Below are 21,850 nucleotides of genomic sequence, written 5' to 3'. Positions count from 1 at the left end.
AGGAGAGCGTGATGCAGGTTCCCACCGAAGCCGGCCGGATCGCCACCCGGGTGCTCGGCGACGGCCCGCCGGTGGTGCTCACCCACGGCACCCCCACCTGGTCCTTCCTCTGGCGCAAGATCGCCCCGGCACTGGCCGAGACGCACACCGTCCACCTCTGGGACCTGCCCACCTACGGCGACTCCGAGGGCGAGCACCCCTCCGTCGCCCTGCACGCGAAAACCCTCGCGGAACTCATCGACCACTGGGGCCTCGACCGCCCCGCGCTCATCGGCCACGACATCGGCGGCGGCACCGTGTTGCGCGCGCACCTGCTCCACGGCGTTCCCGCCGAGCGCATCGCCCTGCTCGACGCCGCCGTGCTGCACCCGTGGCTCACCCCGGTCGCCCAGCACATGCAGCAGCACGACCCGGTCTACCGCACCATGCCCGTCCACGTGTTCGGGGAGCTCGTCGCCGCCCACCTGCGGACCGCCTCGGCGAAACCGCTCGAAGACCCCGGCGCCTACCTCGACCGCTTCGCCGGGGAAGCCGGTCGCGACCGCTACCTGGACCACGTCCTCGGGTTCGACGAGGACGACACCGAACCGGTGGTCGCCGCACTCGCGGAGCTCAGGGTGCCGGTGAGCGTGCTGTGGGGCGCGGAAGACCGGTGGCTGCCCGTGGAAACCGGGCGGAAACTGGCCGAAGCCATTCCCGGGGCCCGGTTCACCGCCGTGCCCGGTGCCGGGCACTTCCTGCCGGAGGACGCCCCCGGCGAACTCACCGCGCTCCTGCGCGAATTCCTCGCCTAACGCTTGCGCGCGACCCCGGCCAGGATCGCCGATTCGCTCGACCGCCCGAACTCCACCACCGGGCCGCCCGCGCCGGTTTCCTCCGGGTGCCAGTCCGGCGTCCAGGTGAGCCCGGGTGGCTCCAGCCGGAAGTCGCCGAACAACGCCTCGATCTCCCGCCGCGGTCGCCAGAGCACCGGACTGCTGCCCCGGTCGTACCGCTGTTTCAGCCGGACGAGCTTCTCGCCGTACCCGGGCGGCACGCCTTCGTCGGTGATGTGCGAAATCGCCAGGTACGACTCCGGTGGCAGCAGTTCGCGGAACCGGGCGACCACCGACGGCCCGAGGTCGTCGCCCGTGCCGCCGGCGGGCGGCTGCTGGACGTGCAGCACGGCGATCAGCAGCAACGCCACCGGCCGCGACAGGTCGACCACCCCGGTTTCGCCGATCGCCGACCACAACCGGCCGGGGTCACGCAGGTCGGCGTGGACGACGGCGTGCCGCCGCGGATCGCCGTGCTCGCTCAGCAGGGCTTTCGAATGCGCGACCGCGACCGGTTCGTAGTCGGCGTACACCACCCTGGTGCGGCCGGGCGCGAGGTCGTCGGCGACCTGGTGCGCGTGCCCCATCGTCGGCACGCCGGAACCGATGTCGAGGAACTGCGTGACGCCGCGGCGGACGAGGTACCGCACGACGCGGTGCAGGAACAACCGGTTCGCCCTGGCGATGCCGCGCACCACCGGGAACTCGGCGAGCACCTGCTCGGCGAACCGGCGGTCGACCGCCCAGTTCGTGGTGCCGCCGAGGTAGTAGTCGTAGACCCGCGCGACGCTGGGGTGGTCGAGGTCGACACCGGGCGGGGGGAACGGTTCGCTCATCGGGGCACCCCCAGTTCCAGCCGGTGGCCGACGGTCTCCAGGTACCGGGCCGACCGTTCCGTTGACAACGCGATCTCGTCCAGCGCGGCCCACGCCTCCCGGTACTGCTTGAGGTGCTTTTCCTGGTGCAGCAACAGTTTTCCGCTCACGTGCTCGACGTAGACCACGTCGCCCTCGCCGGGCAGGTGCAGCACGGTGAAATCCGGGTCGAGGTAGAGCGCCGCCGGGTACCGCACGATCCGCACGCCCACGCCGGGCAGTTCACCGCACTTGAGCAGGTGCTGCACCTCGTCCAGCGCCATCAGCGGGTTTTCCGTGGCGCACAACCGGTTCAGCGCGGATTCGCTGAGCAGGAACTCGCGGCGGCCCGGCCGGTCGAACAGGCACTGCCGGTCCTTGCGCGCGGCCACCAGGTCGTCCACGTTCGGGCAGCCCGCGGCCTGGAACTGGGCCAGCATGTACTGGTCCGACTGCAGCAGGCCGGGTATGCGTTCCCCGGTCCACGACCGGATCTCGGTCGCCCGCTGCTCCAGTTCCGGGAGGTCGCCGAACCAGGCGGGCCCGGCGCGGCGGCGGCCGGACCGCATCCGGGACGCGGAGTTGACCTCGTTGAGCTCCCGCATTTCCGCCGCGGTGGCCGCGTCCACGCGCAGGAATTCGATCAGCTTGCCCAGGTTCTCCGCGGAGATCGTGGTGGTGCCGTTCTCGATCTTGGTGACGGTCGGCTGGCTGCACCCGAGCACGGCCACCACCTCCGCCTGCGTCACCCCGGCGGCCCGGCGCGCCGCCCGGATCCGCGCACCGAGCCGGCGGCGGCGCGTGTGCACCGAATCGGCCGGGCTCATCACCGGCTCATTCCGGGGCTCAGCCGCCGAACTGACCGGCGCGCACCGACGCGACAAAACGCGCCCATTCCCCGGCGTCGAACACCAGCACCGGCGAATCGGGCAGTTTGCCGTCGCGCAGGCCGACCAGTCCCCGGTCGGCCAGGTTCACTTCGACGCAGTTGGCGCCGTTCGGACCGCAGGCAGCCGGGCGCTGCCAGTCCGCCGGGGCGAACCGGTCGCCGATCGACTCCGGGTCGTAGGTCTGCATGAGTCCCCCTCATCGCTCGCCTTGCCACAAGCTCGAACACTCCAGGCCAGAATGTGCAGCGAATATTCGGGGCACAAGCCGCATCCGCCATTTCTCACTCCATCGGGGAAGAGCGGCGCCGAGCCGGCGGCCCGGCGCCGCGGGTGGTCACTCGGCGGGCCCCTCGGGCCCGGGTGGTTCCCGCCGCCGCAGGCAGGCCAGCACGATCGCCGCCGCGAGCACCGAGCCGGAAATGCCCGCTCCGGCGGAGGCGCCGAAGAGGGCCACGCCGAATCCGCCGAACACCACGGCGGCCAGCAGGGCGACGCGCAGGGTGATGGCCCAGCCGCCGAGCACCTCGGCGGCGAGTTCGGGCCAGGACCGCGGTGGCCGCCGGTGCCGGCCGGCCGCACGATCGGGGGGAACGACGGGCTCCCGGTCCGGCACCTCCGGACCCGCGGGCTCTACGATGGTCAAGTTGTGCTCCTAGTGAGTATCGCTGGTGTGCAACGGGCGTGGTTCCCGGGCAGTGGGAGCCACGCCCTTCCAGATCTCCGAAGCATTCGAATATTCAACAACCCGAAGTTACGCTCGTAAGATCCCCAGCATTTTTACACACAACACTTATTGCCCGCAGCAACCCGGGCGAAAATGGCCAACCACCTGGCGGAAGATCATTCAGAGAATATTCGGCGTACTTCGATCGAGTGATGAGCACACGGCAAGTACGCAGCGTGGCCGCACTGGCCACCACTAACGGGGATGCTCAGCCGCAATTCACGCAGAATGCGCAGGACCAATACGCACGTTAATGCGTGCAGCATTTTTCCGGCACTCGCCGCCGTCCTGCGCCGAACGGCAGGAAATCGACGGCGGGCGGTGGCCCGGGTTCGGTCGTGCGCCCATGATGCCACAACTCGGCGGATCTTGCACACGCAGATGCACGTGCAGGAGCTAGTGCATTTGACGGAATAACCGGTTTCCCGCCCGGGCGGCGGTGTGCCAGGATCCGCCGGTGTCCCGAACCGAACTGCTCAGCTGGCAGTTCGAGCTGACCTGGTCCCTGCTCGAACTGCACCTCGCCGAACTCGACCCAGCCGACTTCGACTGGGTCCCGGCCGCCCACCACTGGACCATGCACCCCGACCCGGAGCGCGGCTGGGTGCCGGACTTCGCCGAAACCGAGCCGTCACCCATCCCGGTGCCGACGCTGGGCTGGGTCACCTGGCACCTGGGCTGGTGGTGGTCGGTGGCCATCGACCACCTGCGCGGCCGCCCCGCGCGTGAACGCGACGACATCACCTGGCCGGGCCCCGGTCAGCCCACCGTCGACTGGCTGCGTGGTCTGCGTGCGGAGTGGACCACCATACTCGCCGAGGCCGACCTCGATCAGCGGGCCACCTTCCCCTGGCCGGACGACCCGGACAAGACCGTGGCGCACCTGCTCGCGTGGGCCAACGCGGAGCTGATGAAGAACACCGCCGAAATCGGGCAACTCCGCCTCTTGCGCTCAGCGCAGTAACCCCGACACCCGGAACCGCCACGACGGTGGTGCGCCGCAGCGGTCCTTCAGCGAGCTCCGCTCAACGCGACAAGGCTCAACGCGACAAGGCTCAACGCGCCCGAAACGCCGCCACCGCCGTGTGCTGCGGCGTGCCGTCGGCCGCGGGCGCCAGGCTGTAGAGCACCTCCGCGGTCATCGCGCCCTGCGGGACCGGCTTGACGTAGGGCCGCGCCGGGTCGACCACCTGTTCGCCGTAGGAGGCGAGTTCGGCGTGCCCGGTTTCCGGCGTCGGGCCGAAGAACTTGATGTGGTGCACGGTGAACGAGACAAAACCGAGGCTGATCACCAGATCCGCGGGGGTCGCTGGGCAGACCAGCGTTCTGCTCACGGTGCTTCCCGGACCCAGCTCCATGTGGCTCTCCTCCTCGATGGTCGGATCTGTGCCCGGCGGCGCTCCCCCGCCGAGCAGGGCGGCGAACTCCTGCCTGGTGCCGCGGAAGGCGTTGAGGTCCAGCGGCGCGTACCCGGCCACGCGACCGGAACTGGAGAACTGCAGCAGCGCCACGCCCAGGCCGCCGTAACCGTTCCAGTAGTGCGCGGGCACGTCGGCGTACTCCTCGGCGATGGAGCCCTGCGCGTTGTCGGGGTAGCGCGAGGACCACAGCGGCGGCAGGCCGGCCAGCGACGGCGAGCCGAGCTGCTGCCAGTACCAGCGCGGGAGGTAGGTCAGCGGAACGGGATGGCCCGCCGCCCGCAACAGGTTCACGATCTCCCTGGTCAACCCGGCGCTGCCGCTGTTGCCCTCCACGTCGGGGATCACCGGCATGCCGGGCGGCACCACCCGCCGCACGTTGTCCACCTGGGCCGCGGCGGACACCCCGGCGCGCTGGTAGTGGTAGGCGGCGACCAGCAGCCCGGCGCTCTGCGCCCTGGCGATGTTGGCGTGGAAGCGGGAGTCGACGAAGCCGGAACTCTCCGTCGCCTTGCAGATGACGAATTCGACGCCCTCCGCCCGCGCCTGGTGCAGGTTGGGGTTGCCACCCTGGTGGTGGCTGATGTCGAGGCCGAACAGGACCATCTTCGTGCTCCCATGCGGTTCGCCGGCGAGCCGTGTAGACCGTGCCGCGGCACGGAATTCCGACGATCGTAGCGCGGTGAACCCGCTCCGGGCGGTTTCACCGCACCGCGTGCACCCGTTCGGCCGAGTGGCGGAAGAAGGCGGCGGCGAGCACCGCCGCGATCGCCACGAAGCCGGCGCTCAATCCGTACGACAACTGAAAACCCGCCGTCAGCGCGGTCTTCTCGGCCACGCCGGCCCCGAGCAGTCCGGCGCTGCGGGTGGTCGCCGCCGTCGCCAGCACGGCGGTGCCGAGCGCGGCGCCGACCTGCTGGGTGGTGTTGATCAGCCCGGAGGCGATCCCGGAATCACCCGCCGTGGCACCGGACATCGCCTGGCCCATCAACGCGGGCATGGCCGAGCCGAAGCCGGCGCCCATCAGCACCAGCACCGGCAGAACGTCCACTGTGTACACCCCGGCCGCCGGCACCCTGGCCAGCCACGCCAGCGAGCCGGCCACCAGCACCAGTCCGCCGACGAGCACGCGCCGCGCGCCGAACCGCTCGGCCAGCCGGGCGGCGAAGCCGAGGGAGAACACCGCGATGGTCACCGGGGCGGGCAGGAACGCCAGCCCGGTCCACAGCGCGTCCAGGCCCAGCACCCGTTGCAGGTAGAGCGCGGTGATGAACTGGAAACCGAACAACCCGGCCACCATCAGCACCATCACCGCGTTCGCCCCGGCCACCGCCCGGACCCGGAACAACCGCAGCGGCAGCAACGGCTTCGCCGCTTTGGCCTGCCGCAGCACGAAACCCGCCAGCAGCACCAGCGAAACCGCCAGCAGGACAAGGCTTCTGGCACTGCCCCACCGGTGTTCCTCCGCCTGCACGATGGTGTAGACCAAGAGCATCAGCCCGCCGGTGACCAGCCCGGCCCCGGCCAGGTCGGCACCCGCGCCGAAGCCGGGACCGCGGTCGCGGGCCACCAGCCGCCAGGTCAGCGCGATCGCGGCCACCCCGATCGGCAGGTTGACGAAGAACGCCCAGTTCCAGCTGAGCCCCTGGGTCAGCACCCCACCGGCGATCAGCCCGATCGACGAGCCACCGGCCTGCACGAAGCTGTACACCCCGATCGCCTTCGCCCGCACCCCCGGTTCCGGGAACAGCGTGACGATCATGCCGAGCACCACCGCCGACGCCATCGCCCCACCGGCGCCCTGCAGGAACCGGAAGACCACGAGCGCCGCCCGGTCCGCGGCGAGCCCGCACAGCAGCGAGGCCGCGGTGAACCCCACCATGCCGAGCAGGAAGATCCGCCGCCTGCCGAGCAGGTCGCCGAGGCGCCCGGCCAGCAGCAGCGAACCGGCGAAGGCGATCAGGTAGGCGTTGACCACCCAGGCCAGGCCGGCCTGGGTGAAGCCGAGATCGCGCTGGATCCACGGCAGCGCGATGGTGACCACCGAGCCGTCGAGCACCACCACCAGCGTGGCCGCGCTGAGCACGCTCAGCGCGAGCCACCTCGACCCACCGTTTTCGGGCATGGTCCATCCCCTCGAGAATGTGGAATTCACGGAATTTGCCTGGTCAGCGCCAGGGCACTTCTTGTTACAGCGACCATCATGTGTGACCATTGGCCTTCGCGGAAGGAGGCACTTTCATGTCCCTGGGGAACACCGGTGTGCCCGCGCGGCTCGGCGCCGGTTCGGGTGAGGTCTGCACGGTGCTCGAAGCCCTGCAGCGGGTGAGCGGCAAGTGGGCCATCGGCATCCTGCTGGAGGCGTCGCACGGGCCGGTGCGCTTCACCGAGCTGGAGCGCAAGGTCAAGGGCATCAGCCGTCGCATGCTCACGCTCACCCTGCGCAACCTCGAACGCGACGGCCTGCTGCTCCGGACCGTCTACCCGACCGTGCCGCCGAAGGTGGAGTACACCTCCACCGAAATGGCGCTGGAGCTGTACGACTCGCTGCGCGGGCTGACGAAGTGGGCCGAGCGCCACCGCGAGACCATTTCAGCGGCCCGTGAACGCTACGACGCGGCGGAGCCCGCCGAAGCGACCGCCAGCTAAGGTGGTGGCGACCAGGAGGTGAGCGCGTGCCCGCGAAGAACCCGTTCCGCTGGCTGGGCGCGTGGGCCGACTGGTTCGAGGCGCGGGGGGTCTACGTGCCGGGCGAGGAGGCCCGGCCGGTCAACCCGTGGCGGGATTTCGGCTGGCTGGTCGTGGTGTGGCTGGCGGGGCTGGCCGTGTTCGTGCTCTTCTTCGCGCTCGCGACCTGAAGTGGACCGCGTGCGGAACACTGACACTTGCGTGACGACTGTCACTCGCCGTGCAGAATCGGTCACGGATCGGCCACGGGCCGACGTCAGCTCCGCGTCAACACCCCCAGTTGGCTCGCGCGTACCGCACGGTACGTAGAGAGTGGAGCGCGTCGGCCGAAGTACCTACGCCGAACGGACCATCGCCAGCATCCGGACCGGGAAGAGGGAGAAGGGCCAGTGCGCTCGCTAGGACCCCTGCTGCTCGCCTGCGGGCTGCTGGCCACGGCGGGCTGCGGGGCAGCCGGGGTGGACGCCAATTCGGCGATGACCCTGCCCAGCCCCGGGCAGGCCGCCCACCAGGCCATGGTGCCCGCCGAGAACCGGGTCGACTTCGGCCGCGAGTTCCGCTTCCCCGACGGCCTGGTCGTGCTGGTCTCCACGCCCAGGACGTTCCAGCCCAGCGAGACCGCCTATCCGCGGTGCGCGCGGGCCGTGGCGTTCGAGGTCAACCTGACCAACGACGGCAAGCAGCCGTACCGCCTGTCCAGCTTCTCGGCCTCGGCCACCGTCTCCGGGGAGGCCGCCAAGCAGGTGGTCGACTCGGCGCAGGGCTTCACCGGCATCGTCGACGCCGCGAAGGACATCGAGCCGGGCCGGAACGTACGGCTGAACTTCGCCTTCGCCATGCCGGCCGACCCGGTCACCCTGCAGATGTCCGTGCGACCGGGACCGGAGAGCCAGGCGACGGCGTTGTACACCGGCCAGGCCTGAGCCCCGCCCCGCACCCGGTAACCTCCGGGCATGACCGAGCAGCAGCGGCTTTCCCCCGGCGACGCGGCCCCCGACTTCACCCTGCCCGACAGCGCGGGCAACCCGGTTTCGCTGTCGGACTTCCGCGGGCAGCACGTGATCGTGTACTTCTACCCCGCCGCCGGCACACCCGGCTGCACCAAGCAGGCCTGCGACTTCCGGGACAACCTCGGCGAGCTCAACGGTGCCGGTTACCAGGTGCTCGGCATCTCCCCGGACAAGCCGGAGAAGCTGGCGAAGTTCGCCGAGGCCGAGGCGCTGACCTTCCCGCTGCTGGCCGACCCCGGCAAGACCGTGCTCACCGAGTGGGCCGCGTTCGGCGAGAAGAAGAACTACGGCCGCGTGGTGCAGGGCGTGATCCGGTCCACCTTCGTGGTCGACCCCGACGGCAAGATCGCCAACGCGCTGTACAACGTCCGCGCCACCGGTCACGTGGCGAAGCTGAGCAGGGACCTCGGCGTCCACGCCTGACGTGGCGGGCCTGGAAGCCGCGGCGCTGAAGCTGGGCGGTTCGGTCGCCCAGCACGCCGCCAGGTTCTGGCTCCAGCGCCGCAGGGCGAAGTTCGACCGGTCGGCGAGCCTGGCCGAGCTGGCCGAGCAGGAGCTGGGTGGGCCGCTCCGGCGCCGCAACCTGGACCACCTCGTCGACCGGGTGGAGACGCTGGTCGCCGAGCAGCTGGCGCCGGTGCTGGACAGCCGGTTCGCCGCGTTGCCGGAGAACGAGGTGGCAGCCGCCGTGCTGGCGGTGACCGACGTGCTCCGGCAGGCCGACCTCTCCGACGAGGCGCTGCTGGCCGACGACGCGGACCCGGAGGCGCTGGCGCGCCGCGTGCGGACGCAGTTCGCGGACCGGCCTGCCGAGGTGGCGCTCGCCGAGCGGGCGTGGCCGCTGTACGAGTTCGCGCTCGACCAGTCCTGCCGCCACCTGGTGCAGGTGGTGCGGTACCTGCCCGCGTTCCAGCCCGCCGCGCTGGCCGAGGTGCTCAGCCGGCTGAGCAGGCTGGAGGAGCTGCTCACCCGTGCCCCGGTGACCACCCTGCTCGCCCCGCGCGGCACCGATCACGACACCGAGTTCCGGCACACCTACCTGCGTGCGCTGGCGAAGTCGCTGGACCGGCTGGAACTGCTCGGCCTGCCCGTCGACGAGCAGCCGCGCCTGCCGCTCACCGTGGCCTACCTGAGCCTGCGGGTCTCGGTCCCGGTGCCGGAGGAGCCGGACGACGAGCCGTGGCGGGGTGAGGTGCCGGTGGAGTGGGCCGTCGGCCACACCGGGCGCACGCTGCTGCGGGGAGAGGCGGGTTCGGGCAAGACCACGCTGCTGCACTGGCTGGCGGTGACGGCGGCGCGGTGCGAGTTCGGTGGTGAGCTGAGCGGCTGGAACGGCCTGGTGCCGTTCGTGGTGCGGTTGCGCACCTTCGCGGGTGGCAGGCTGCCCGCGCCGGAGGAGTTCGTGGCGCACGGCGCGAGCGCGATCGCCGGGTTGATGCCGGAGGGCTGGGTGCACCGGGTGCTGCACTCCGGCGCGATCCTGCTGGTCGACGGCGTGGACGAGGTGCCGGCGGCCCGTCGCCGGGAGGTGAAGGGCTGGCTGCGTGAGCTGCTCGACGCCTATCCGGGGGTGAAGGTGGTGGTCACCGCCCGCCCGGCGGCGGCCGACCACGCCTGGTTGTCCGAAGAGGACTTCCGCGCGGTGGCGCTGGACCCGATGGGCCCGGCGACCGTGCGCGCCTTCCTGCGGCACTGGCACGACGCCGCCGAATCCGCCGGTGTCCGGGCCGACGTGGCCACCGCGCACCGGCGGCTGATCGCCCAGCTGGAACGCCCGCACCTGCGTGAGCTGGCCGCGACCCCGCTGCTGTGCGCCATGTTGTGCGCGCTGAACCTGGCCCACCGCGCGAGCCTGCCGACCAGCCGGATGGACCTCTACGCCAAGGCCCTGGCGATGCTGCTGCACCTGCGGGACGCCGAGCGCGGCATCACCGCCGTGCTGGCCGACGCCGAGAAGCGGGTGGTGCTGCGGGACCTGGCGTGGCGGCTGACCCTGGCGAACCGCGTCGAACTGGCCAGGGACGACGCCCTGCGGCACCTGGCCGCGAAGCTGCCCGCGATGCCGAACGTGACCACCGAACCGGAGGCGCTGCTGGCGCACCTGCTCGAACGCAGCGGGGTGCTGCGGGAACCGGTGCCGGGCCGGGTCGACTTCGTGCACCGGACCTTCCAGGAGTACCTGGCGGCCGACGAAGCCGTGCAGCAGCACCACCTGCCGACGCTGCTGGCGCACGCGCACCTGGACACCTGGCGGGAGACCGTGGTGATGGCCTGCGGGCACGCCACCGCGCGGCAGGCGGGTGAGCTGGTTGACGGCCTGCTGGACCGGGCCGCCGCCGAACGCCGCCACACCCGCCGCCTCCGCCTGCTGGCGGCGGCCTGCCTGGAAACCGTGCAGGACATCGCTCCCGCGACGCACGCCCGGGTGGACGAGGCGCTGCGGAAGCTGGTGCCCCCGCGGGACTCCCGCGAGACGGCTTCACTGGCCGCGGTCGGGCACCGCCTGCTGAAGCACCTGCCGACGGACCTTTCGGAGCTGTCGGACGCCAAAGCGGCGGCCACGGTCCGGACGGCGACCCTGACCGGGGACCCCACCGCCCTGCGGTTGCTCGCCGGTTACGCCAAAGACCCGCGCGAGGGGGTGCAGGAAGAACTGCAGCACGGCTGGCAGTTCTTCGATCCCGAGCGGTACGCCGCCGAAGTGCTCGCCGAGGCGCCGCTGCGGAATGGCTGGCTGGTCGTGCGCTCCCTGGACTGCCTGCCGTTCGCCAACCGGCTACGGCACCTGAAGTCGCTTTCGATCTACGCCGATCCACCCGAGGACCTCGGCGAGTTGGGTGAGCTGCCGTTCCTCGACGACCTGATGTTCTTCGGCGACCCGCAACGCCCGATGGACCTCGGCCCGCTGCGCGACTACCCGGAGCTGTGGCGGCTGCGGGTCTACCGCGCGCAGCACTTCACCGGCCTGGATGTGCTGGCCGACCTGCCCGCGCTCGTCGAACTCGGGCTCAGCCAGACCGAGCCGTGGCCCGATCTCGGCTTCCTCCGGCACACCCCGCGGCTGCGCTGGCTGAGCCTGGACGACACCGGCACCCTGCCGGAGCTGAACGCCCTGCACGACCTGCCGGAGCTGCGCAGCCTGGTGCTGGTCAAGTACTCCGGCGCCACGCTGGCCGCGACCACCCCGCTGCCCGGCCTGCAGAGCGTGGCGCTGTTCGACCAGGAACCGGAACTGGCCGCCGTGCCCACCACCTTCCCCGGGCTGGGCCGGATCAACATCAGGCCGGTCGGCGTGGCCGACCTCTCGCCGCTCCGCGGGCTGCCGCTGGGGCAGGTGATCCTGCAGAACTACGGCGGGACGGACCTCAGCGCGCTCGCCGGGGTGCGCGAGGTGCTGTTCTTGAACCCGGAGGTACCGGTGGACCGCTCCTCGCTGACCGGGAAGGTCAGGATCTGCTGAGCGCCCGCAGGTGGGGCAGCAGCGCCCGCAGCGCCCGCCCCCGGTGTGACTGGGCGTCCTTTTCGGACGGTTCCAGCTCCGCCGAGGTCCGCGATTCGCCGTCCGGCACGAAGATCGGGTCGTAGCCGAAGCCGTTGGTGCCGCGTTCCGCCCGGAGCAGCGTGCCCCGCCACTCACCGCGGACCACGACCTCCTCCCCGCCCGGGACCACCAGTGCGGCGGTGCAGACGAACGCCGCACCCCGGCGCTCGTCCGGGGTGTCGGACAGCTGCGCCAGCACCAGGTCCAGGTTGGCCTGGTCGTCACCGTGGCCGCCGGACCAGCGGGCCGAGAGCACCCCCGGCATGCCGTTCAGCGCGTCGACCGCCAGGCCCGAGTCGTCGGCCACCGAGGGCAGGCCGGTGGCCGCCGCCGCGTCGCGGGCCTTGGCGAGCGCGTTCTCCTCGAAGGTCGCCCCGGTTTCCGGCGCTTCCGGGAACTCCGGCACGTCACCGAGGCCGACCACCTCGATGCCGCCGAGCCCCTCCGCGGCCAGGATCCGGCGCAGTTCCCCGAGCTTCTTGGCGTTGCGGGAGGCCACCAGCAGCTCGGTCACTTCTTCGCCTTCTTGTCCGGCTTCGGCTCCGGCAGCTCACCGGGGTACGGCAGCGCCAGCGCCTCCTTCTGCTTCTCCACCAGCTGCGCGCAGCCGGCCAGCGCGAAGTCCAGCATGGTGTCCAAAGTGGACCGCTGGAAGGTGGCGCCCTCGCCGGTGCCCTGCACCTCGATCAGCGTGCCCGCGTCGGTGGCCACCACGTTCATGTCCACTTCGGCCCGCGAATCCTCCTCGTACGGCAGGTCCAGCCGCACGCGGCCGTCGACGACACCGACGCTGACCGCGGCCACCGACGTGGCCAGCGGCTGCGGGTCGGCCAGCCTGCCCGCCGCGCCCAGCCAGGTGATCGCGTCGGCCAGCGCCACGTAACCGCCGGTGATCGCCGCGGTCCGGGTACCGCCGTCGGCCTGAATCACGTCGCAGTCGATCATGATGGTGTTCTCGCCGAGCGCGGCCAGGTCGATGCAGGCCCGCAGGGACCGCCCGATCAGGCGGCTGATCTCGTGCGTGCGGCCGCCGACCCGGCCCTTGACCGATTCGCGGTCGCTGCGGGTGTTCGTGGCCGAGGGCAGCATCGCGTACTCGGCGGTGATCCAGCCGAGCCCGGAACCGGCCCGCCACCTCGGCACGCCCTCGTTCACGCTGGCCGCGCACAGCACCCTGGTGCCGCCGAACTCGATGAGCACCGAGCCGGCCGGCCACTGCTGGAAGCCGCGGGTGATCTTGACTTCGCGGAGCTGGTCGTCGTTCCTGCCGTCTTTTCTCGCCACCCGTGCACTCTAGAACGCCCTCCCGGGTACTTGTTGACCGGTGCGCACGCGATTACCGTCTGCGGGCACCGAACTCACCGGGGAGGTCCGATGAACCGGGTCCGCACCGTCCTGCTCACCCTGCTGAGCGCCCTGCTGATCGGCGGTGCGGCACCCGCCGTGGCCGTCGCGCAGGACTGCACCGCCACGCTCGAGTGCACCGCCGAGGACATCAACCTGATGAGCATGCCCGAGCGGCTGGACTTCGTCCGCGAAATGTCCGCCGGGCCCGCCGCCGAACTGCTGCCCGGCTACGCGCCGCGCTGGCGCAACATCGAAGGCATCATCGGTTTCTTCCGCGACCGCGGGATGGGCGCCCCGGGCAGCTGGGTGTCCTATGTGGACGCGGGCATCGTGGAGGGCATCGAGCGCGGGCTGGCCATCGCGTCCGGCTGGGGCACCGACACCTTCGGCAACCCGGGCTCGGCGTTGTGGGCGGAGTACCTGACCGAGCTGCGGAACGGGCAGCTGACCGGCCGCGCCGCGCACGACCGCGCGTGGAGCCTGGCCGAGCAGGCGTCCACCGAGCACGGCGTGCGGCTCGCCGAACAGGTGCACGGCGTGCCCGCGAGCGCCGAGGAGGAGCGGTTCTTCGCCTACTCCGAGTTCTACCGCTGGGTGCTGCGGAACCGGCCGCCGCTGCTGGACCTGCTCTCCCCCGGCGGGGTGCCCGGGTCACCGCAGCAGCTCACCTTCCTCGACTGGTTCACCGACGTGACCAACGAAACCCCGTCGCGCAAGGGTGCCGAACTCGCCTACGACCTGGCCGAGTTCGACGTCGGCGGCGGCGCGCTGAGCATGCTCCGGCTGGCGAGCGCCTACTTCGCCGAGCTGTTCGACGACTACCTCGCCGACGTCGGCGGCCGTCAGACCTCGTAGACCTCGCCCTGCTCCACCAGTTCGGCCGCGCCGAACTCCAGCCGCGCCTCGGCCAGCACGGCTTCTCGATCGGTCCAGGGCGCGACGTGGGTGAGCAGCAGCCTGCGGGCCCCGGCGTGCCGGGCCAGTGCCCCGGCCTGCCTGCCGGACAGGTGCACCCCGGCGGGCCGGTCCGGCGCGTCCGTCCACGAAGCTTCGCTGAGCAGCACGTCGGCGTCCGCGGCGAGTTCGGCCAGCGCGTCGCACGGGCCGGTGTCCCCGGTGTAGACCAGCGTCCGGCCGCCGTGCCGCACGCGCAGCCCGAACGCCGGGGTCGGGTGGTCGACCTCGGCCACGTCCACCTCGAACGGGCCGAGGCGCAGCCGGCCGGGCACCAGCTCGCGGAAGTCGTACACGTCGGACAGATCGGTCTCGGCCAGCTCCACCGCGTCGGGTGCGTAGGCGTTGGCCAGCCGCACCGCGGTGTCCGGCGGGCCGTAGAGCGGGAGCTTCGCCGGGCGCCGGTCGTAGGGCAGCTCGGGGTGGTAGCGGCGCAGCACGGTCAGCGCGCTGACGTCCGCGCAGTGATCGGGGTGCAGGTGCGAGAGCACCAGCGCGTCGAGGTCGAACGGGTCGCGGGCGACCTGCAGCTGTGCGAGCGTGCCGTTGCCCAGTTCCACGCCGAGCACGAAGCCGTCGGCTTCCAGCAGGTATCCGGAGGCGGCGCGGTTCGGCCCGGGGATGCTGCCCGAGCAGCCGAGGATCGTCAGTCGCACCCCCGGCACTCTGCCACGTGGACCCCCTAACCGCTCATGGCCGAGAACACACCCGGGGTGAATCCCATGAATCGCTGCGCCAGCCGGGTGAACGGTTCGGCGGAGCCGGTGGCGGTGAACTCGTGCCGGGGCGGCGGTCCCGCCTCGGCCAGCAGGTCCAGCTCGGTGAGCACGCGGACCACGTCCTTGGCCGTCTCCTCGGCGCTGGAGACCAGGGTGACCTCCTGGCCCATCACGATCTGCAGCACGCCGGTGAGCAGCGGGTAGTGGGTGCAGCCGAGCACCAGGGTGTCGACCCCCGCCCGCAGCAGCGGGTCGAGGTAGCCCTGGGCCAGGCCGAGCACCTGGCGCCCGGAGGTCACCCCGCGTTCGACGAAGTCGACGAACCGCGGGCACGCGACGCTGGTCACCTCGACGTCCCTGGCTGCGGCGAAGGCGTCTTCGTAGGCGCGGGAGCGGATGGTGCCCTCGGTGCCGATCACGCCGATGCGCCCGGAGTGCGTGGCGGCGACCGCGCGCCGCACGGCCGGGAGCACCACTTCGACCACCGGCACGTCGTACCGCTCGCGCGCGTCGCGCAGGCAGGCGGCCGAGGCGGTGTTGCAGGCGATCACCAGTGCCTTGACCCCGCTGTCGACCAGGTCGTCCAGCGCGGCCAGGGCCAGCTCCCGCGCCCGCGCGATCGGCAGCGGGCCGTACGGGTTGTGCGCGGTGTCGCCGACGTACCGGAGCTGCTCACCCGGCAGCTGGTCGACGATCGCCCTGGCCACCGTCAGCCCGCCGACGCCGGAGTCGAACACGCCGATCGGGGCCTGGGCTCGGGTCACCCCCCGAGATTACCGGTGGCGGGCTCGGCCGCCCGCCCGCGGCTGATCACCCAGGCCGCCAGCACCCCGGCGAGCGCCCCGAACAGGTGCCCCTGCCAGGAGACCCGCGGGTCGGTCGGCAGCACGCCCCAGATCATCCCGCCCCAGACGGCCAGCAGCGCCAGCGCCACCCCCAGCTGCGGCCAGCTGCGGTTGAACAGCCCGCGCACCAGCAGGAAGGCCAGCCAGCCGAAGGCCAGCCCGGAGGCGCCGACGGTGACCGCATCACCGGGGCCGACCAGCCACACGCCGAGCCCGCCGACCACCCAGATGATGCCGGTGACCACCAGGAAGCGGCCGATCCCGCCCGCCATCGCCAGGAAGGAGAAGACCAGCACCGGGATGGTGTTGGCGAACAGGTGGCCCCAGCCGGCGTGCAGCGCGGGTGCCCAGGCGATGCCGTCGAGCCCCTCCAGCGTTCTCGACTGGATACCGCCGTGGTCCAGGTCGGCCGGGAGGACGACGTCGACCAGTTCGACCAGGTAGAGCAGGGCGACGAAGCCCAGCGCGAGCAGCGCCGCGGCCTTCGGCTTGGCCGGCAGCACGCGCTTCGCCGGATCGGTGGCCGGCGTGCCGCCGCCGTTGGGTTGCGCTGGAAGTGTGCTCACGAATTCCAGGCTAAACGCCGTTTCCCGGCCCCGCCTCGGGAGAAATCCCTGATGTCGGAATCGGGGAACCGGCGCTGGACGACGGGTGCGCGCCCCGGCATAGTTCCCCGGGGAGGTGGTGGGGATGTCACCCGAAAGCCTGTCCCGCCGTCAGGTGTTCCTGCGCAGCGGCCTGGTCGCCGCCGGACTGGGCGTGGCCGAACCGCTCGCCGGGGCGGGCACGGCGGTGGCCGAGCCGGACGTCGGCGGTCCCTCCGGGGTGCGGCTGCGCGAAGGCACCAACTTCTCCGTCGCACCGTCGCCCGACGGCAGCACGCTGGCGCTCGACCTGGTCACCGGGATCTGGCTGCTGCCCGCGGCCGGGGGCCGGGCCCGGCGGCTCACCGACGACCTGCAGGACGCCACGCTGCCGTCGTGGTCGCCGGACGGCCGGTCGCTGGTGTTCCAGGCGTACCGCGACGGCAACTTCCACCTGTATTCGCTGGACACCGCCGGGGGCAGGCCGCGCCGGCTCACCGACGGCCCGTTCGACCACCGCGAGCCGGTGTTCTCCCCGGACGGCGAGCGGATCGTGTTCAGCAGCGACCGCGGTGGCAGCTACGGCATCTGGCTGCTCGACCCGGCGTCCGGCGCGGTCGAAGCGCTGACCGGCACCCCGGCCGAGGAGGCCGCGCCCCGCTGGTCGCGGGACGGGCAGCGGGTGTTGTTCACCGTCGACGAAACCGCCATCGACGTGCTCACCGTGGCCACCGGAGCCCGCACCACGGTGCTGAAGGCCCCGGCGGGCGGCAAGCTGTACGGGCCCGCGTTCGGGCCCGACGACCGGACCCCGAGTTACCTGCTGCTGCGTGGGGCGACCGCCGATCTGATGCTCGGCGACCAGCAGCTGACCCGGGGCGAGGACGTGTTCGGCTTCGCCGCCGGCTGGTCCGGCGACGGTGTGCTCTACACGGCGGACGGGCGCATCCGCCGCCGTTCCGGATCGTCCACTGCGGACATCCCGTTCGAGGCGGTGGTGCCGATCGCGCGGCGCGAATACCGGCACCGCGTGCGGGACCTCGATTCACCGGCACCCCAGCCGGTGCGCGGGATCGCCAGTCCGGTGGTCTCGCCGGACGGCAGGCAACTCGCGTTCCGCGCGCTGAACGCGCTGTACCTGGTGCCCTCGGGTGGTGGCAAACCGCAGCGGCTCACCTCCGGCCAGTACTTCAGCTCCGACCCGGACTTCTCACCCGACGGCACGAAGCTCGTCTACGCCAGCGACCGGCTCGGCACGGCCGACCTGTGGCTGCGCGACCTGGCGTCCGGGGCGGACACGGTGCTCACCGCGTTGCCCGGCGCCCAGGTCGCACCGCGCTGGTCCCCGGACGGCAGCCGGATCGCCTACACCGACCAGGACGGCGCGCTGTGGACGCTGGACGTGGCCACCAAGGCGGTCCGGCAGCTGACCCCGGCGCTGTTCATGCCGGGCAGGCCGAGCTGGTCGGCCGACGGCAGCACGATCGCGCTGGCCGCGGTGAAGCCGTTCTCCAAGCGGTTCCGCGAGGGCACCAGCCAGATCCTCACCGTGCCGGTGGACGGCGGCGAGCTGACCTACACCGAGCCGATGCCGTTCCGCTCGCTGGCCACCCGCGGTGACGACGGCCCGCTGTTCTCGCCGGACGGCAAGCGCCTGGCGTTCACCGTGGAGAGCACCGCGTGGGTGGTGCCGGTCGACGGCAAGGGCACCTTCCTCGGCGAGCCGGAGCAGGTCACCCGCGAGGTCACCGATTCGCTGGCCTGGCTGGACAACGGCACGCTGGTCTACCTCTGCAAGGGCGAACTGCGCCGGATCGCCGTGGCCGGCGGGAAACCGCGCACGATCCGCCTCGATTTCAGCTGGCGGCGCCCGAAACCGGCGGACCGCACGATCATCCACGTCGGCGGGTTGTGGGACGGCACCGCCGAGAAGCTGCGCGAGAACGTCGACATCGTGGTGGAGCACGGGCGGATCGCGGACATCCGGCCGCACGGGGGTGGCACGGGCACCGCCGACGTGGACGCCGCCGGGCTGGTCGCCATGCCCGGCCTGATCGACGCGCACAACCACTGGCACCTGCGCGGCAGGCACTGGGGTGATCGGCAGGGCAGGCTGTGGTTGTCCTACGGCGTCACCACCACCCGTTCGCCCGGCGACCCGGTGTACCAGATGCTCGAAACCAGGGAGGCGCTCGAATCCGGGGCCCGCCTCGGGCCGCGGTTCTTCGGCACCGGTGAGGCCATCGACGGTTCACGCGTCTACTACAACTTCATGCGGCCGACGCTGTCGTCCGAGCAGCTGCGGCTGGAGCTGGACCGGGCGGTCTCCCTCGGCTACGACCTGATCAAGACCTACGTGCGGCTGCCGGTGCACCTGCAGCGCGAAGCCGTCGAGGCCGCGCACCGGGCGGGCGTTCCGCTGACCTCGCACTACCTGTTCCCGGCGGCGAACATCGGCATGGACGGGATGGAGCACACCGGCGCGACGAACCGGCTCGGTTACTCGCACACGGTCAGCCGGACCGGGCGGGCGTACCAGGACGCGGTCGAGCTGTTCGTGCGCTCGGGCATGTCGCTGACCCCGACGTTGTTCAACTCCAAGGCGCTCTACGCCGGGGACAAGTCGCTGGTGCAGGACGAGCGGACGAAGGTGCTGTTCCCGCAGTGGGAGTACGACCGGCTGGTGGCCGACGCCGAAGCCGCGGGCAAACCGGAGAACGCCCACGTGCGCGACCTGCTGGCGGGCAACGTGGACATGGTGCTGCGGGTGCACCGCGGTGGCGGGTTCGTCATCTGCGGCACGGACACCCCGCTCGACAGCATCGCGATCTCGCTGCACCAGAACCTGCGTGCGATGGTCGAATTCGGCTTCACGCCGTACGAAGCGCTGGTGACCGCGACGCGGAACCCGGCGCGCTGGCTCGGGCTCGCCGGGCGGATCGGGGAACTGCGGCGTGGTGCGTACGCGGACATCTCGCTGGTCGAGGGCAATCCGCTCGCGGACATCCGCGCGGCTGCGGCGGTCCGGCGGGTGTTCGTGGGTGGCCGGTCGTCGGTGGTGGACGAGTTGCTGGCACCGTTCCGGTCACCGGGTCGCGGGGAGGTGACGAACCCGGTGCTGCCCGCCAACACCTCGACCGCGCACTGGTGGCACCGGCCGGAGTGGTCCGAACACGTCTGCTGCGGCGTCTAACCGGTCGCGGGCTTGAGCGACTGCCCCACCATCCAGGCCGCGAGAACGCCGCCGATCGCCCCGCACAGGTGTCCCTCCCAGGAAACGCCGGGGTCGGCGGGGAGCACGCCCCACAACGCGTAGCCGTAGAGCAGGAAGACCACGACGGCGATCAGGATCTGCAGGGGGCTGCGGGCGAACAGGCCGCGCACGAGCAGGAAGGTGAGCAGGCCGAAGACCAGTCCGGAGGCACCGGCGTGCACGCCTTCGCTGCCGATCAGGAAGGTGCCGAAGCCGGCGGCCAGCCAGATGGTGGTGACCACGCCGGAGAACTGCCGCAGGCCGCCGGAGGTGGCGAGCAGGCCGAGCACCAGCAGCGGCACCGAGTTCGCCGCGAGGTGGTCCCAGCCGTAGTGCAGCAGCGGGGCCCAGATCAGGCCGTCCCACTGCTCGATGGTGCGCGGCCAGATGCCGTCGTCGTCGAAGGGGTGCGCGAGCACGGTGTCGACGGCCTCGATCACCCAGAGCAGCCCGACGAAGCCGGTGACCACCGCGACGGACAGCAGTGGTTTTGGCGGCAGGATCCGTTTGGCCGGCTCGAGTTCCACGGCGCCGAAGCTACCCGACGGGGATTGTCGGTGGTGGCGGAATAATGAAGGTCATGGACACAGTGGCGTTCGGCAGCCTGGCTGCCGAAGTGGGCCGGGTGCTGGTGGCGGTCACCCCGGCGGGCCTGGCGTCGACGGCGTTCGACGACACCCCGGAGCTGCGTGAGCGGATCGCCGCGCGGCTCGGCCTGCCGGTGGTCACCGACGACGCTCGGGTGGCGCCGGTGCTGGCCGAGCTGCGGGAGTACTTCGACGGCAGGCGGGAGCGGTTCGGCTTCGCCGTCGACTGGCGGCTGTACTCGGCGACGCAGCAACGGGTGCTCGGGACGTTGTACGAAACGGTGCCGTACGGGAAGACCGTGACGTACGGGGAGCTGGCTTCGCGGAGCGGGACGGGGGTGCCCGCGCGGGGGATCGGGTCGATCATGGGCAGCAATCCGATCCCGATCGTGGTGCCGTGCCACCGGGTGCTGGCGAGCACCGGGCTGGGCGGGTTCAGCGGTGGCGAAGGCGTGCCGTCGAAGCGGCAGCTGCTCACGCTGGAGGGCCACCTGCCGCCAGGACTGTGGTGACGACTGTTCATGGCGTACCGGACGAGGTCGGCGATCAACTCGTCGACGCGGCGGTGGCGAGCCGTAGGGGAAGAGGGTGAGACCGCAGACCAGGTAGCAGCAGATCGCGGGAAGTCCGGGGGTGGGCGGCAGCGAGCCGCCCACCCGGCGGTGGGTCAGGCCCAGAGTTCCCCGTCGAGCCTGGCGGCGGCGTCGTCCAGGGTGCCGCTGTAGGCGCCCGTCGAAAGGTACTTCCAACCGGCGTCCGCCACCACGAAGGCGACATCCGCGCTCTCCCCGCGAGCCGCGGCCTTTTCGGCGACGGCCAGGGCGGCGTGCAGCACCGCGCCCGTCGAGATCCCGGCGAAGATGCCCTCGTGCTCCAGCAGTTCCCGCGTCCGGCGCAACGCGTCGTACGCACCGACCGAGTACCGCCCGTTCAGCACGCTCGGGTCGTACAGCTCCGGCACGAACCCCTCGTCGATGTTCCGCAGGCCGTAGACCAGCTCCCCGTACCGCGGCTCGGCGGCGATGATCTGCACGTCCGGCTTCGCCTCGTGGAGGTAGCGGCCGACGCCCACCAGCGTGCCGGTGGTGCCGAGCCCGCCGACGAAGTGCGTCAGCGTGGGCAGGTCCTTCAGCAGCTCCGGCCCGGTCCCCCGGTAGTGCGCGTCGGCGTTGGCCGGGTTGCCGTACTGGTAGAGCATCACCCAGTCCGGATTGGCCTTGGCCAGTTCCTTCGCGCGCCGGACGGCCTCGTTCGACCCGCCCGCCGCCGGGGAGAACACGATCCGCGCCCCGTAGGCCTGCAGCAGCTGCTTGCGCTCGGCGGAGGTGTTCTCCGGCATCACGCAGACCAGCCCGTAGCCCTTGAGCTTGGCCGCCATCGCCAGCGCGATCCCGGTGTTGCCCGAGGTCGGCTCGAGGATGGTGGACCCGCGGCGCAGCACGCCCTCGCGCTCGGCCGCCTCGATCATCGCCAGCGCGGGCCGGTCCTTGATCGAGCCGGTGGGGTTGCGGTCCTCGAGCTTGGCCCACAACCGCACGTCGTGCGTCGGCGAAAGGCGGGGCAACCCGACGAGCGGGGTGCCCCCGAGCGCGTCGAGCAGCGACTCGTAGCGCGCCATGGC

23 protein-coding genes are annotated in these 21,850 nt (G+C 71.7%); 10 read left to right on the top strand and 13 right to left on the bottom strand.

Features of this window, described 5'->3' with window-relative positions:
- The first annotated feature begins 11 nt into the window (after nucleotides 1-11).
- A complete protein-coding gene (locus AC07EG_RS02540; RefSeq protein ID WP_478251174.1) occupies nucleotides 12-794 on the top strand; it encodes an alpha/beta fold hydrolase in 783 nt (260 codons plus the stop codon).
- Here AC07EG_RS02540 and AC07EG_RS02535 read toward each other — a convergent pair.
- The 4 genes from AC07EG_RS02535 to AC07EG_RS02520 all read right to left on the bottom strand — a co-directional run bounded on the left by AC07EG_RS02535 (nucleotide 791) and on the right by AC07EG_RS02520 (nucleotide 3,202).
- Nucleotides 791-1,651 (bottom strand): SAM-dependent methyltransferase, encoded by an 861-nt coding sequence (locus tag AC07EG_RS02535; RefSeq protein ID WP_478251173.1) that lies wholly within the window; start codon nucleotides 1,649-1,651, stop codon nucleotides 791-793. The genes AC07EG_RS02540 and AC07EG_RS02535 overlap by 4 nt on opposite strands.
- Nucleotides 1,648-2,496 (bottom strand): helix-turn-helix domain-containing protein, encoded by an 849-nt coding sequence (locus tag AC07EG_RS02530; RefSeq protein ID WP_478251172.1) that lies wholly within the window; start codon nucleotides 2,494-2,496, stop codon nucleotides 1,648-1,650. The genes AC07EG_RS02535 and AC07EG_RS02530 overlap by 4 nt, the downstream gene beginning before the upstream one ends.
- A gap of 19 nt (nucleotides 2,497-2,515) precedes the next feature.
- Nucleotides 2,516-2,746, bottom strand: a complete 231-nt coding sequence (locus AC07EG_RS02525; RefSeq protein WP_478251170.1) for a DUF397 domain-containing protein — start codon at nucleotides 2,744-2,746, stop codon at nucleotides 2,516-2,518.
- Nucleotides 2,747-2,893: 147 nt separating this feature from the next.
- The gene (locus tag AC07EG_RS02520; RefSeq protein ID WP_478251169.1) at nucleotides 2,894-3,202 is read right to left on the bottom strand and encodes a hypothetical protein; all 309 of its coding nucleotides are present in this window, start codon (nucleotides 3,200-3,202) and stop codon (nucleotides 2,894-2,896) included.
- 538 nt (nucleotides 3,203-3,740) lie between these two features.
- Here AC07EG_RS02520 and AC07EG_RS02515 point away from each other — a divergent pair.
- Entirely contained in the window at nucleotides 3,741-4,247 is a 507-nt protein-coding gene (locus tag AC07EG_RS02515; protein ID WP_478251168.1) for a DinB family protein, read from the top strand.
- 91 nt (nucleotides 4,248-4,338) lie between these two features.
- On the opposite strand, the gene AC07EG_RS02510 is transcribed toward AC07EG_RS02515, so the two are convergent.
- Nucleotides 4,339-5,307, bottom strand: coding sequence for a glycoside hydrolase family 25 protein (locus tag AC07EG_RS02510; protein WP_478251167.1), 969 nt, complete (start codon nucleotides 5,305-5,307; stop codon nucleotides 4,339-4,341).
- 97 nt (nucleotides 5,308-5,404) lie between these two features.
- Nucleotides 5,405-6,826, bottom strand: a complete 1,422-nt coding sequence (locus tag AC07EG_RS02505) for an MFS transporter (RefSeq protein WP_478251165.1) — start codon at nucleotides 6,824-6,826, stop codon at nucleotides 5,405-5,407.
- A gap of 116 nt (nucleotides 6,827-6,942) precedes the next feature.
- Here AC07EG_RS02505 and AC07EG_RS02500 point away from each other — a divergent pair, with 116 nt between their 5' ends.
- The 5 genes from AC07EG_RS02500 (at nucleotide 6,943) to AC07EG_RS02480 (ending at nucleotide 11,859) form a co-directional block, all read left to right on the top strand.
- Entirely contained in the window at nucleotides 6,943-7,350 is a 408-nt protein-coding gene (locus AC07EG_RS02500) for a winged helix-turn-helix transcriptional regulator (RefSeq protein ID WP_478251164.1), read from the top strand.
- 26 nt (nucleotides 7,351-7,376) lie between these two features.
- Nucleotides 7,377-7,559, top strand: a complete 183-nt coding sequence (locus tag AC07EG_RS02495) for a hypothetical protein (protein WP_478251163.1) — start codon at nucleotides 7,377-7,379, stop codon at nucleotides 7,557-7,559.
- A gap of 219 nt (nucleotides 7,560-7,778) precedes the next feature.
- Entirely contained in the window at nucleotides 7,779-8,312 is a 534-nt protein-coding gene (locus AC07EG_RS02490; protein ID WP_478251162.1) for a hypothetical protein, read from the top strand.
- Between the two features lie 30 nt (nucleotides 8,313-8,342).
- Entirely contained in the window at nucleotides 8,343-8,822 is a 480-nt protein-coding gene (bcp, locus tag AC07EG_RS02485; protein ID WP_478251161.1) for a thioredoxin-dependent thiol peroxidase, read from the top strand.
- A gap of 1 nt (nucleotide 8,823) precedes the next feature.
- Entirely contained in the window at nucleotides 8,824-11,859 is a 3,036-nt protein-coding gene (locus AC07EG_RS02480; RefSeq protein WP_478251160.1) for an NACHT domain-containing protein, read from the top strand.
- On the opposite strand, the gene rdgB is transcribed toward AC07EG_RS02480, so the two are convergent.
- Nucleotides 11,846-12,454 (bottom strand): RdgB/HAM1 family non-canonical purine NTP pyrophosphatase, encoded by a 609-nt coding sequence (gene rdgB / locus AC07EG_RS02475; protein WP_478251159.1) that lies wholly within the window; start codon nucleotides 12,452-12,454, stop codon nucleotides 11,846-11,848. The genes AC07EG_RS02480 and rdgB overlap by 14 nt on opposite strands.
- On the bottom strand, nucleotides 12,451-13,224 hold the full coding sequence (gene rph / locus AC07EG_RS02470; protein ID WP_478251158.1) for a ribonuclease PH: 774 nt from the start codon (nucleotides 13,222-13,224) through the stop codon (nucleotides 12,451-12,453). The genes rdgB and rph overlap by 4 nt, the downstream gene beginning before the upstream one ends.
- 90 nt (nucleotides 13,225-13,314) lie before the next feature.
- Here rph and AC07EG_RS02465 point away from each other — a divergent pair, with 90 nt between their 5' ends.
- Nucleotides 13,315-14,142, top strand: a complete 828-nt coding sequence (locus tag AC07EG_RS02465) for a hypothetical protein (protein ID WP_478251157.1) — start codon at nucleotides 13,315-13,317, stop codon at nucleotides 14,140-14,142.
- On the opposite strand, the gene AC07EG_RS02460 is transcribed toward AC07EG_RS02465, so the two are convergent.
- From AC07EG_RS02460 to AC07EG_RS02450, 3 genes are read right to left on the bottom strand one after another with little or no spacing between them, the layout of a single operon-like run.
- Nucleotides 14,130-14,897, bottom strand: a complete 768-nt coding sequence (locus AC07EG_RS02460; RefSeq protein WP_478251156.1) for an MBL fold metallo-hydrolase — start codon at nucleotides 14,895-14,897, stop codon at nucleotides 14,130-14,132. The two genes, AC07EG_RS02465 and AC07EG_RS02460, sit on opposite strands and share 13 nt — an antisense overlap.
- A gap of 26 nt (nucleotides 14,898-14,923) precedes the next feature.
- Nucleotides 14,924-15,724, bottom strand: coding sequence for a glutamate racemase (gene murI, locus AC07EG_RS02455; protein WP_478251155.1), 801 nt, complete (start codon nucleotides 15,722-15,724; stop codon nucleotides 14,924-14,926).
- Entirely contained in the window at nucleotides 15,721-16,371 is a 651-nt protein-coding gene (locus tag AC07EG_RS02450) for a rhomboid family protein (RefSeq protein ID WP_478251154.1), read from the bottom strand. The genes murI and AC07EG_RS02450 overlap by 4 nt, the downstream gene beginning before the upstream one ends.
- 124 nt (nucleotides 16,372-16,495) lie before the next feature.
- Between AC07EG_RS02450 and AC07EG_RS02445 the strand changes: the two genes are divergently transcribed.
- On the top strand, nucleotides 16,496-19,582 hold the full coding sequence (locus AC07EG_RS02445) for an amidohydrolase family protein (protein ID WP_478251153.1): 3,087 nt from the start codon (nucleotides 16,496-16,498) through the stop codon (nucleotides 19,580-19,582).
- Here AC07EG_RS02445 and AC07EG_RS02440 read toward each other — a convergent pair.
- On the bottom strand, nucleotides 19,579-20,169 hold the full coding sequence (locus AC07EG_RS02440; RefSeq protein WP_478251152.1) for a rhomboid family intramembrane serine protease: 591 nt from the start codon (nucleotides 20,167-20,169) through the stop codon (nucleotides 19,579-19,581). The genes AC07EG_RS02445 and AC07EG_RS02440 overlap by 4 nt on opposite strands.
- A gap of 53 nt (nucleotides 20,170-20,222) precedes the next feature.
- Between AC07EG_RS02440 and AC07EG_RS02435 the strand changes: the two genes are divergently transcribed.
- The gene (locus AC07EG_RS02435; RefSeq protein ID WP_478251151.1) at nucleotides 20,223-20,741 is read left to right on the top strand and encodes a methylated-DNA--[protein]-cysteine S-methyltransferase; all 519 of its coding nucleotides are present in this window, start codon (nucleotides 20,223-20,225) and stop codon (nucleotides 20,739-20,741) included.
- Nucleotides 20,742-20,896: 155 nt separating this feature from the next.
- Here AC07EG_RS02435 and AC07EG_RS02430 read toward each other — a convergent pair whose 3' ends face one another.
- Entirely contained in the window at nucleotides 20,897-21,847 is a 951-nt protein-coding gene (locus AC07EG_RS02430) for a PLP-dependent cysteine synthase family protein (protein ID WP_478251150.1), read from the bottom strand.
- Between the last annotated feature and the right edge of the window lie 3 nt (nucleotides 21,848-21,850).

Source organism: Amycolatopsis sp. NPDC045836 (assembly GCF_056431745.1).
The sequence above is the reverse complement of the archived record's forward strand: the minus strand, read 5'-3'. Positions and strand labels throughout refer to the sequence as shown.

Bases quoted from the DNA above. Each gene is read 5' to 3' on its own strand.
- AC07EG_RS02540 (WP_478251174.1), top strand. From the start codon at position 12: ATGCAGGTTCCCACCGAAGCCGGCCGGATCGCCACCCGGGTGCTCGGC.
- AC07EG_RS02535 (WP_478251173.1), bottom strand. From the start codon at position 1,651: ATGAGCGAACCGTTCCCCCCGCCCGGTGTCGACCTCGACCACCCCAGC.
- AC07EG_RS02530 (WP_478251172.1), bottom strand. From the start codon at position 2,496: ATGAGCCCGGCCGATTCGGTGCACACGCGCCGCCGCCGGCTCGGTGCG.
- AC07EG_RS02525 (WP_478251170.1), bottom strand. From the start codon at position 2,746: ATGCAGACCTACGACCCGGAGTCGATCGGCGACCGGTTCGCCCCGGCG.
- AC07EG_RS02510 (WP_478251167.1), bottom strand. From the start codon at position 5,307: ATGGTCCTGTTCGGCCTCGACATCAGCCACCACCAGGGTGGCAACCCC.
- AC07EG_RS02505 (WP_478251165.1), bottom strand. From the start codon at position 6,826: ATGCCCGAAAACGGTGGGTCGAGGTGGCTCGCGCTGAGCGTGCTCAGC.
- AC07EG_RS02500 (WP_478251164.1), top strand. From the start codon at position 6,943: ATGTCCCTGGGGAACACCGGTGTGCCCGCGCGGCTCGGCGCCGGTTCG.
- bcp (WP_478251161.1), top strand. From the start codon at position 8,343: ATGACCGAGCAGCAGCGGCTTTCCCCCGGCGACGCGGCCCCCGACTTC.
- AC07EG_RS02465 (WP_478251157.1), top strand. From the start codon at position 13,315: ATGAACCGGGTCCGCACCGTCCTGCTCACCCTGCTGAGCGCCCTGCTG.
- AC07EG_RS02445 (WP_478251153.1), top strand. From the start codon at position 16,496: ATGTCACCCGAAAGCCTGTCCCGCCGTCAGGTGTTCCTGCGCAGCGGC.
- AC07EG_RS02435 (WP_478251151.1), top strand. From the start codon at position 20,223: ATGGACACAGTGGCGTTCGGCAGCCTGGCTGCCGAAGTGGGCCGGGTG.
- AC07EG_RS02430 (WP_478251150.1), bottom strand. From the start codon at position 21,847: ATGGCGCGCTACGAGTCGCTGCTCGACGCGCTCGGGGGCACCCCGCTC.